This window comes from Streptomyces sp. NPDC055400 (assembly GCF_053644375.1).
This window is the reverse complement of the sequence record NZ_JBSHLM010000016.1, coordinates 24,831-32,401: the sequence shown is the minus strand read 5'-3', so window position 1 is coordinate 32,401 and position 7,571 is coordinate 24,831. Positions and strand designations below refer to the sequence as shown.

The 7,571-nt window shown below is 71.5% G+C and carries 8 protein-coding genes; all 8 read right to left on the bottom strand.

Features of this window, described 5'->3' with window-relative positions:
• Window positions 1–748, bottom strand: a 748-nt coding sequence (locus ACWIGU_RS34235) for a nucleotidyltransferase domain-containing protein (protein WP_454405748.1), incomplete at its 3' end; no start/stop codon positions are given.
• Between the two features lie 63 nt (window positions 749–811).
• A complete protein-coding gene (locus ACWIGU_RS34230) occupies window positions 812–1,816 on the bottom strand; it encodes an ADP-ribosylglycohydrolase family protein (RefSeq protein WP_454405565.1) in 1,005 nt (334 codons plus the stop codon).
• Window positions 1,813–2,544, bottom strand: a complete 732-nt coding sequence (locus ACWIGU_RS34225; protein WP_454405747.1) for an NUDIX domain-containing protein — start codon at window positions 2,542–2,544, stop codon at window positions 1,813–1,815. The genes ACWIGU_RS34230 and ACWIGU_RS34225 overlap by 4 nt, the downstream gene beginning before the upstream one ends.
• 105 nt (window positions 2,545–2,649) lie before the next feature.
• The gene (locus ACWIGU_RS34220; protein WP_454405564.1) at window positions 2,650–3,858 is read right to left on the bottom strand and encodes a pseudouridine synthase; all 1,209 of its coding nucleotides are present in this window, start codon (window positions 3,856–3,858) and stop codon (window positions 2,650–2,652) included.
• A 12-nt stretch (window positions 3,859–3,870) separates the two neighbouring features.
• Window positions 3,871–4,524: an SMC-Scp complex subunit ScpB gene (gene scpB / locus ACWIGU_RS34215; protein ID WP_398377150.1), complete on the bottom strand. Its 654-nt coding sequence runs from the start codon at window positions 4,522–4,524 to the stop codon at window positions 3,871–3,873.
• Window positions 4,521–5,615 carry a segregation and condensation protein A gene (locus ACWIGU_RS34210; protein WP_454405563.1) on the bottom strand — a complete coding sequence of 365 codons (1,095 nt, stop codon included), beginning with the start codon at window positions 5,613–5,615 and terminating at the stop codon, window positions 4,521–4,523. The genes scpB and ACWIGU_RS34210 overlap by 4 nt, the downstream gene beginning before the upstream one ends.
• 16 nt (window positions 5,616–5,631) lie before the next feature.
• Window positions 5,632–6,183 (bottom strand): hypothetical protein, encoded by a 552-nt coding sequence (locus ACWIGU_RS34205; RefSeq protein WP_454405562.1) that lies wholly within the window; start codon window positions 6,181–6,183, stop codon window positions 5,632–5,634.
• Complete coding sequence (locus ACWIGU_RS34200; protein ID WP_100599009.1) at window positions 6,168–7,337, bottom strand: ParA family protein; 1,170 nt, start codon at window positions 7,335–7,337, stop codon at window positions 6,168–6,170. Before ACWIGU_RS34200 ends, ACWIGU_RS34205 begins: the two co-directional genes overlap by 16 nt.
• Between the last annotated feature and the right edge of the window lie 234 nt (window positions 7,338–7,571).

Here is a 7,571-nt window from a genome sequence, read left to right as displayed (position 1 = left end):
TTTTGTGTGGGGGCGGGGGGGTTCGGTTTTTTGCCACCCCCGCCGGGCGGGGCGGGGGCCCCCCCCCCGGCGGCGCGCCCCCCCGGGCGGCCCCCCCCCCCACGGCCGCCCCGTGCTCCGCCTCCGCCTTCGCCGCGATCAGCTCCGGCAGATACGAGGGTGCCTCCAACTCGCCCAGGAGCGTGGGCAGATGGGCCTGCACCTCACCGGTGCGCATCAGGAAGATGCCGGTGAGCAGCGCCCGGAACGTGTACAGCAGCGGCTTGAGCTCCCGCGTCCTGTCGAACAGGCGCCACTGGGTGCCGGCGAAGCCCCGGTAGTGGTGGGCGTGGTGCGGGGTGAGGACACCGGGCGCGAGCGCCGCGAGTTCGGCGTGGGCGTCGGTGGTGTGCACGACGAGCGGGGAGAGCAGCTGCTCCAGCACGTAACCGTTGCGCCGGAGCAGCAGCCGGACGAACTTGCGCAGGTCATGGGTGACGAGGTCCATCTCGAGACCGTCGGCGTCCCACATCCGCGTCCGGGTCTCCTCCGGCTCGCGCAGTCCGACGAGCGCCTCGACGGGCAGCAGATGGACACCGCGCAGGTCGATGTCGGAGTCCCTTGAGGGAAACCCGTAGAGGTGCGCCCCCGAGACCGTCGCGAACAGCAGCGGGTCCGCCTGCCCGGAGACGATCCGCCCGAGTTCGGCGTCGGGCACGCCCGCGGCACGCAGGGCACCCGTGTCGCCCGCCGGCGGAGACCCGTACATCGTCATGGCTTGGTCCGTCGTCATGGCTTGGTCCGTCGTCATGGCTTGGTCCGTCGTCATCGATCAAGCGTCCCAGAGCGCGCCGAGCGACAGCAGGTCGCTCCGGTACTCGATCCGTTCCGACCAGTCCGCCGGCCACACCTCGTCGCCCAGGTACGCCCCGGCGAAAGCCCCCGTGAGGCAGGCGATCGAGTCCGAGTCGCCCGAGGTACAGGCGGCGCGGCGCAGGGCGGTGACGGGTTCGTCGACGAAGAGCAGGAAGCAGAGCAGGCCGGTGGCGAGCGCCTCCTCGGCGATCCAGCCCGCCCCGGTGGCCAGGCACGGGTCGGTCTCGGGCGACGGCGAGCGCAGCGCCTCCTGGAGCCGTTCGAGCGCGGCCAGGCAGTCCTCCCAGCCGCGCGCGATGAAGTGCTCCGGGCTCGGGTCGGCGGCGTGCGCCCACAGGTCGCCGAGCCACGGCTCGTGGTACTTCTGCCGGTTCTCGTACGCGTACGAGCGCAGCATCCCGACGAGGCCGGCCGGCTCGGCGCCCCGGGCGAGGAGGTGGACGGCGTGCGCGGTGAGGTCGGACGCGGCGAGGGCCGTGGGGTGGCCGTGGGTGAGCCCCGACTGCAACTGGGCGGCGCCCGCGCGCTGTTCGTCACTGAGGCCGGGGACCAGGCCGACCGGCGCGACCCGCATGTTGGCGCCGCAGCCCTTGGACCCGATGCGGCTGGCCTCCTGCCAGGGCCTGCCGCGCGTGAGGAGGTCGCAGGCCTGGAGGCAGGTGTTGCCGGGGGCGCGGTTGTTCTCGGGCGACTGGTACCAGTCGATGAACTCCTCGCGCACCGGCCGCGTCATGCGCAGCGGCGCGAGCACGCCGCGGTCCATCGCGGCGCGCAGGCCGCGCCCGAGGGCGAGCGTCATCTGGGTGTCGTCGGTGACGATCGCGGGCCTGGGCAGGTCCATCTGCCGCCAGGGCCCGCACTTGGCGAGGATCGACGGCACGTCGCTGAACTCGGTCGGGAAGCCGAGCGCGTCCCCCAGGGCGAGCCCGACGAGGGAGCCGGTCGCCGCACGCTTCTTCATGAGGGTCGTCCTTCCACGGGGGGCCTGAGCAGGGGAGGGTGCAGGGCGGTGGCGGGCCCTGCCTTGTAGAGGGCGGCGGGCTTGCCGCGGCCGCCGGTGAGCCGGGCGGCGCCGTGCACCGGTTCGACGAAGCCGGGGGTGGCGAGGACCTTGCGCCGGAAGTTGGCGGGGTCGAGGCCGGCGCCCCACACCGCTTCGTAGACCCCCCGCAGCTCGCCGAGGGTGAACTCGGGCGGGCAGAAGGCGGTGGCCAGGCAGGTGTTCTCGATGCCGGCGCCGACGCCGTCATGCGCGTCGGCGAGGATCCGGTCGTGGTCGAAGGCGAGCGGGCCGTACGCGCCCGTGCCGTACGGCAGCCAGTCCGCGCGGGCGGCGTCACCGCCCCCGCGCGCCTCGGGCGGATCGGGCACCAGGGCGGCGAACGCGACGGAGACGACCCGCATGCGGGGGTCGCGGTCCGGGTCGCTGTAGGTGCGCAGCTGTTCCAGGTGCAGTCCGGTGACGTCGGACAGGCCGGTCTCCTCGGCCAGTTCGCGCGCCGCCGCCGTCTCCGCGGACTCGTCGGGCAGGACGAATCCGCCGGGCAGCGCCAGGCGTCCCGCGTACGGCTCCTGTCCCCGCTCGACGAGCAGCACCCTCAGCGCGCCGTCCCGGATCGTGAACACGGCCAGATCGACGGTGACGGCGAAGGGCTCGAAGGCGTACTTGTCATAGCCCCGCACGCACACCACCCCCCTCTCTTTATGGTCCTACCGACTATAAAGAGAGGGGGGTGGCACACACAAGAGCCAGGCACCGCCGGAGCGGCGGGCTCGGGCGCTTCAGGAGACCGCTCAGAGGTCGACGTCCTGCATCAGCATGCCGACCTCGGTGTTGGACAGGCGGCGCAGCCAGCCCGACTTCTGGTCGCCCAGCGCGATCGGCCCGAAGGACACCCGCACCAGCTTGTCGACCGGGAACCCGGCCTCCGCGAGCATGCGCCGCACGATGTGCTTGCGGCCCTCGTGCAGGGTGACCTCGACGAGGTAGTTCTTGCCGGTCTGCTCGACGACGCGGAAGTGGTCCGCCTTCGCGTACCCGTCCTCCAGCTGGATGCCGTCCTTGAGCTGCTTGCCCAGGTCGCGCGGGATCGGGCCCACGATGTGCGCGAGGTAGGTCTTCTTCACGCCGTACTTGGGGTGCGTGAGGCGGTGGGCCAGCTCTCCGTGGTTGGTGAGCAGAATGATGCCCTCGGTCTCGGTGTCGAGCCGCCCGACGTGGAACAGCCGCGTCTCGCGGTTGTTCGTGTAGTCGCCCAGGCACTGGCGGCCGTCGGGGTCCTCCATGGTGGAGACGACACCGGCCGGCTTGTTCAGCGCGAAGAACTGGTACGACTGCGTGGCCACGGTCAGGCCGTCGACCTTGATCTCGTCCTTCTCGGGGTCGACGCGCAGACCCTGTTCGAGCACGATCTGGCCGTTGACCTCGACCCTGGCCTGCTCGACGAGTTCCTCGCAGGCGCGCCGGGAGCCGTAACCGGCCCGCGCGAGCACCTTCTGGAGCCGCTCGCCCTCCTGCTCGGCGCCCGGGAAGGTCTTGGGGGTCTTGACGGTGGGCCTGCCCGCGTAACGGTCGCGGTTGCGCTCCTCCTGCCGGGCGTCGTACTCCCGGGAGGTCGACGGGGCGCCGCGACCGCTGCCGCGGGCACCGGTGCCCTGAGAGGTACGGGGGCCGCCCTTGGCGCCGCCGCGCGCCGCCGCGCCCCGGCCCCTCCTCGGCCCGGCGCCGCCGCTGTCGCCGGGGCTCACGTCGTAGCGACGCTCCTCGGGACGCGGCTTGCTCGGCCTGCCCTGCTTGTCGTCACGGTCGTTGCCGGCACCCCGGTAGTTCCCGCGGCCGCCGCCGGCGCTGCCGCCGCGAGCACCGCCGCCACCACCGCTGCCGCGGCCGGCGCTGCCGCCGCGACCGCCACCGCCGCCACTGCTGCCGCGGCCGCCGCTGTTGCCACCACGGCTCCCGCCGTTGTTTCCGCTGCTGTTCCTGCCGCTGCTGCTGCTTCGCATCAAAAGTTCCGTCTAGTCGTCTGCGTCCTCGTAACCCGGCGCATCGGGTGCGTCCGGGTCGAACGACGGGACCCCTTCCTGCGTCTCGGCCTCGATCGCGTCCGCCTCCGGAAGGAAGGGCGCGAGTTCCGGGAGCTCGTCCAGGCCGCGCAGGCCCATCCGCTCCAGAAAGTAGTTCGTCGTCCTGTACAGGATCGCACTTGTTTCGGGTTCCGCGCCCGCCTCCTCCACAAGGCCCCTCTGGAGGAGGGTCCGCATCACGCCGTCACAGTTCACTCCGCGCACCGCGGAGACCCGCGAGCGGCTGACCGGCTGGCGGTACGCGACGACCGCGAGCGTCTCCAGGGCCGCCTGGGTGAGCCGGGCCTGCTGCCCGTCGAGCACGAAACGCTCCACGGCCGCCGCGTACTGCGGCCGGGTGTAGAACCGCCAGCCGCCCGCCACGAGCCTCAGCTCGAAGCCGCGGCCCTGAACCGTGTACTCGTCCGCCAGCGCCCGCAGGGCGTCCGCCACGGCCCTTCGTGGCCGGTCCAGGATCTTCGCGAGGTGCTCCTCGGTCGCCGGCTCGTCGACGACCATCAGTACGGCCTCCAGGGCCGGCCTGAGATCCAGCTCGGCGACCCGGTCGGCCCCCGCTACGACTTCCTGCCCGCTCATGCCCGTCATGCCTGCTTCTCCTCCGCCCGGCCCCGCTCGGCCTGCGTCTCTCCACCGTCTTGGCCGGCCGTCTCGGGAGGCCTGTCGAACTCGTCCGTGACGGTCGGCTCCCCCTCGCTCTCCCCGCCGGTCCAGCGCACGAGAAGCTCCCCCAGGGCCTCCTGCTGCTCCAGGCTCACGGCCTTCTCCCGGTACAGCTCGAGGAGCGCCAGGAAGCGGGCCACGACGGTCAGGGTGTCGTCGGTGTCCTCCACCAGCACCCGGAAACTCGCCTCGCCCAGCTCCCGCAGCCGCGCCACGACGAGCCCGGCCTGCTCGCGCACGCTGACCAGCGGGGCGTGGATGTGGTCGACGTACACCTGGGGCTTCGGCCTGGGCTGCATGGCCTTCACCGCGAGCCGGGCGAATCCTTCCGCCCCGATGCTGATGACGACTTCCGGCAGCAGCTCGGCGTGGTGCGGCTCCAGACCGACGGTCCGCGGATAGCGCCGCGCCTCCTCGTCGAGCCGCTCGCTGAAGATGTCGGCGATCTTCTTGTACGCGCGGTACTGGAGCAGCCGGGCGAACAGGAGGTCACGCGCTTCTAGGAGCGCGAGGTCGGCCTCGTCCTCGACCTCGGCGGTCGGCAGCAGCCGGGCGGCCTTGAGATCGAGGAGCGTAGCGGCGACGACGAGGAACTCGGTGGTCTGGTCGAGATCCCACTCGGGCCCCATGGCGCGGATGTGCACCATGAACTCGTCGGTCACTTTGGACAGGGCGACCTCGGTGACGTCCATCTTGTGCTTGGAGATCAGCTGGAGGAGCAGATCGAAGGGCCCCTCGAAGTTCGCCAGCCGTACCTTGAACCGCCCGTCATCGGGCGCAGGCTGCTCAGGTTCCGGTTCCGGGCCGGAGCCCGCGGGCTCCTGGATCTCCGGATCCGGGCCGGGACCCGCAAGCTCCTGAACTTCCGGCTCCGGGTCGGCATCCGGCTCAGGAACAGGCTCCGGCTCAGGAACGACCTCCGGCGCCGGCAGCCGCGTCGTCCCCGGCCCCCGGCCCAGCGCGCGTCGCCGCGCGCCCCGGCCGGGCGTGGAGGAGTCGTCGTCGTATCCGGGCATCAGGCGGACGTTACCGCTACCGCCCGCGCAGTCGGCGTACGAGAATGCTTGCGTCTCCGCGCGATTCGAGGTCGGCCAGCACGACGGCGACCGCCTCGCGGACGATGCGGCCGCGGTCCACGGCGAGCCCGTGCTCCCCGCGGAGCACGAGGCGCGCGTGCTCGAGGTCCATCAGCTCCTCGGCGGAGACATACACCGTGATCTTCTCGTCGTGGCGCTCCCGCCCGCTGGGCCGCCGGTTGGCGGCCGCCCGGGAACGCTTGCGCGACGACGCCGCGGAGGCAGAACCTTCCTGCCCCTGCGGCGGGCGGCGCCCCCCGGGCTTGTCGCCCTCGGTGGCACGGCTGCGGGACTCGCCCGACTCGTCGTCCGCCGCCGCGTGTTCGGCGCTCTCACCGCCCTCGCCGCGCTGCTTCTCCTCGGCGGCGACGGCGTCGCTCTCACCCGCCGGCGCGGGCACCCGCGCCTCGCCGTTGACCGGGCGCCGCGGGGAGGAGGCCTGGAGCCCCATCCCCCCGGTCGTACGGAACAGTTCGTCGGCCCCCGGCAGACTCACTCGGCGTGACACCGGGCGAGCACCTCCCTGGCGAGCTGGCGATAGGCGGCCGCGCCGACCGAGTTGGAGGCGTACGTCGTGATCGGCTCACCGGCGACCGTGGTCTCCGGGAAGCGCACGGTCCGGCCGATCACGGTGTGGTAGACGTGATCGTCGAACGCCTCGACCACCCGCGCGAGCACCTCACGGCTGTGCACCGTGCGGGAGTCGTACATCGTGGCGAGGATGCCGTCGAGCTCCAGGTCGGGGTTGAGCCGCTCCTGGACCTTTTCGATGGTCTCCGTGAGCAGCGCGACACCGCGCAGCGCGAAGAACTCGCATTCGAGCGGCACGATCACCTTGTGAGCCGCCGTCAGGGCGTTCACGGTGAGCAGGCCGAGCGAGGGCTGACAGTCGATCACGATGTAGTCGTAGTCGGCCATCAGCGGCTTCAACGCCCGCTGGAGCGTGGACTCGCGCGCGACCTCGCTCACCAACTGCACTTCGGCGGCGGACAGGTCGATGTTGCTCGGCAGCAGGTCCATGTTCGGGACCGCGGTCTTCAGGAGGACCTCGTCCGCGGCCATGCCCCGCTCCATGAGCAGGTTGTAGACCGTCAGGTCGAGCTCCATCGGGTTCACGCCGAGACCGACCGAGAGCGCGCCCTGCGGGTCGAAGTCGACGAGCAGGACCCGGCGTCCGTACTCCGCGAGCGCGGCACCCAGGTTGATGGTCGACGTGGTCTTGCCGACGCCGCCCTTCTGGTTGCACATCGCGATGATCTTCGCGGGGCCGTGATCGGTCAGCGGGCCTGGGATCGGGAAGTACGGGAGCGGGCGCCCGGTCGGGCCGACACGCTCGCGGCGCTGACGGGCAGCGTCGGGCGCGAGCGTCGCCGCGTACTCGGGGTCCGGCTCGTACTCGGCGTCGGGGTCGTAGAAGTGCCCCTCGGGCAGTTCGTCGTAGTCGGCGAAGTGGGTGCGTTCGCCACTTCGGTCGCCGGCCATGGCGTTCACGTGATGGCCATCCATGCTCTGGGGTGCTGTCTGCGTCTGCAGGGGGCTGCTCTGACGGGCGGCAAAGGTACGGACCGCGACGGAGCCGACAGCCTCGAGCCCCGCGGGACCTTGCTCCCTCGCAACCGTTCCTGGTTGACCACCCCCGGGAGTAAATGTCGACTCATTCACAAGTCGTCTTACCTCCTTGGTGACCAGGAAACTTCTAGATAGGTCAGCGTGGCACCATGCCGACGGTTGGCGACTCTATGGCGTGTCACCGCTCCGCAGCAACACAATCCGCCGTACCCGGCCCGATGTGTCGGCAACGGAACACCCTTGTGTCAAGGGTGCACGGCGTCGGTTCGAAGCGTTTCGCGGGTGCGCGAATCGGTTAAAGGGTTACGTTCGAGGCGAGTTGACCAA

Bases quoted from the DNA above. Each gene is read 5' to 3' on its own strand.
- ACWIGU_RS34230 (WP_454405565.1), bottom strand. From the start codon at position 1,816: ATGAAGAAGCGTGCGGCGACCGGCTCCCTCGTCGGGCTCGCCCTGGGG.
- scpB (WP_398377150.1), bottom strand. From the start codon at position 4,524: ATGACGGGCATGAGCGGGCAGGAAGTCGTAGCGGGGGCCGACCGGGTC.
- ACWIGU_RS34220 (WP_454405564.1), bottom strand. From the start codon at position 3,858: ATGCGAAGCAGCAGCAGCGGCAGGAACAGCAGCGGAAACAACGGCGGG.
- ACWIGU_RS34210 (WP_454405563.1), bottom strand. From the start codon at position 5,615: ATGCCCGGATACGACGACGACTCCTCCACGCCCGGCCGGGGCGCGCGG.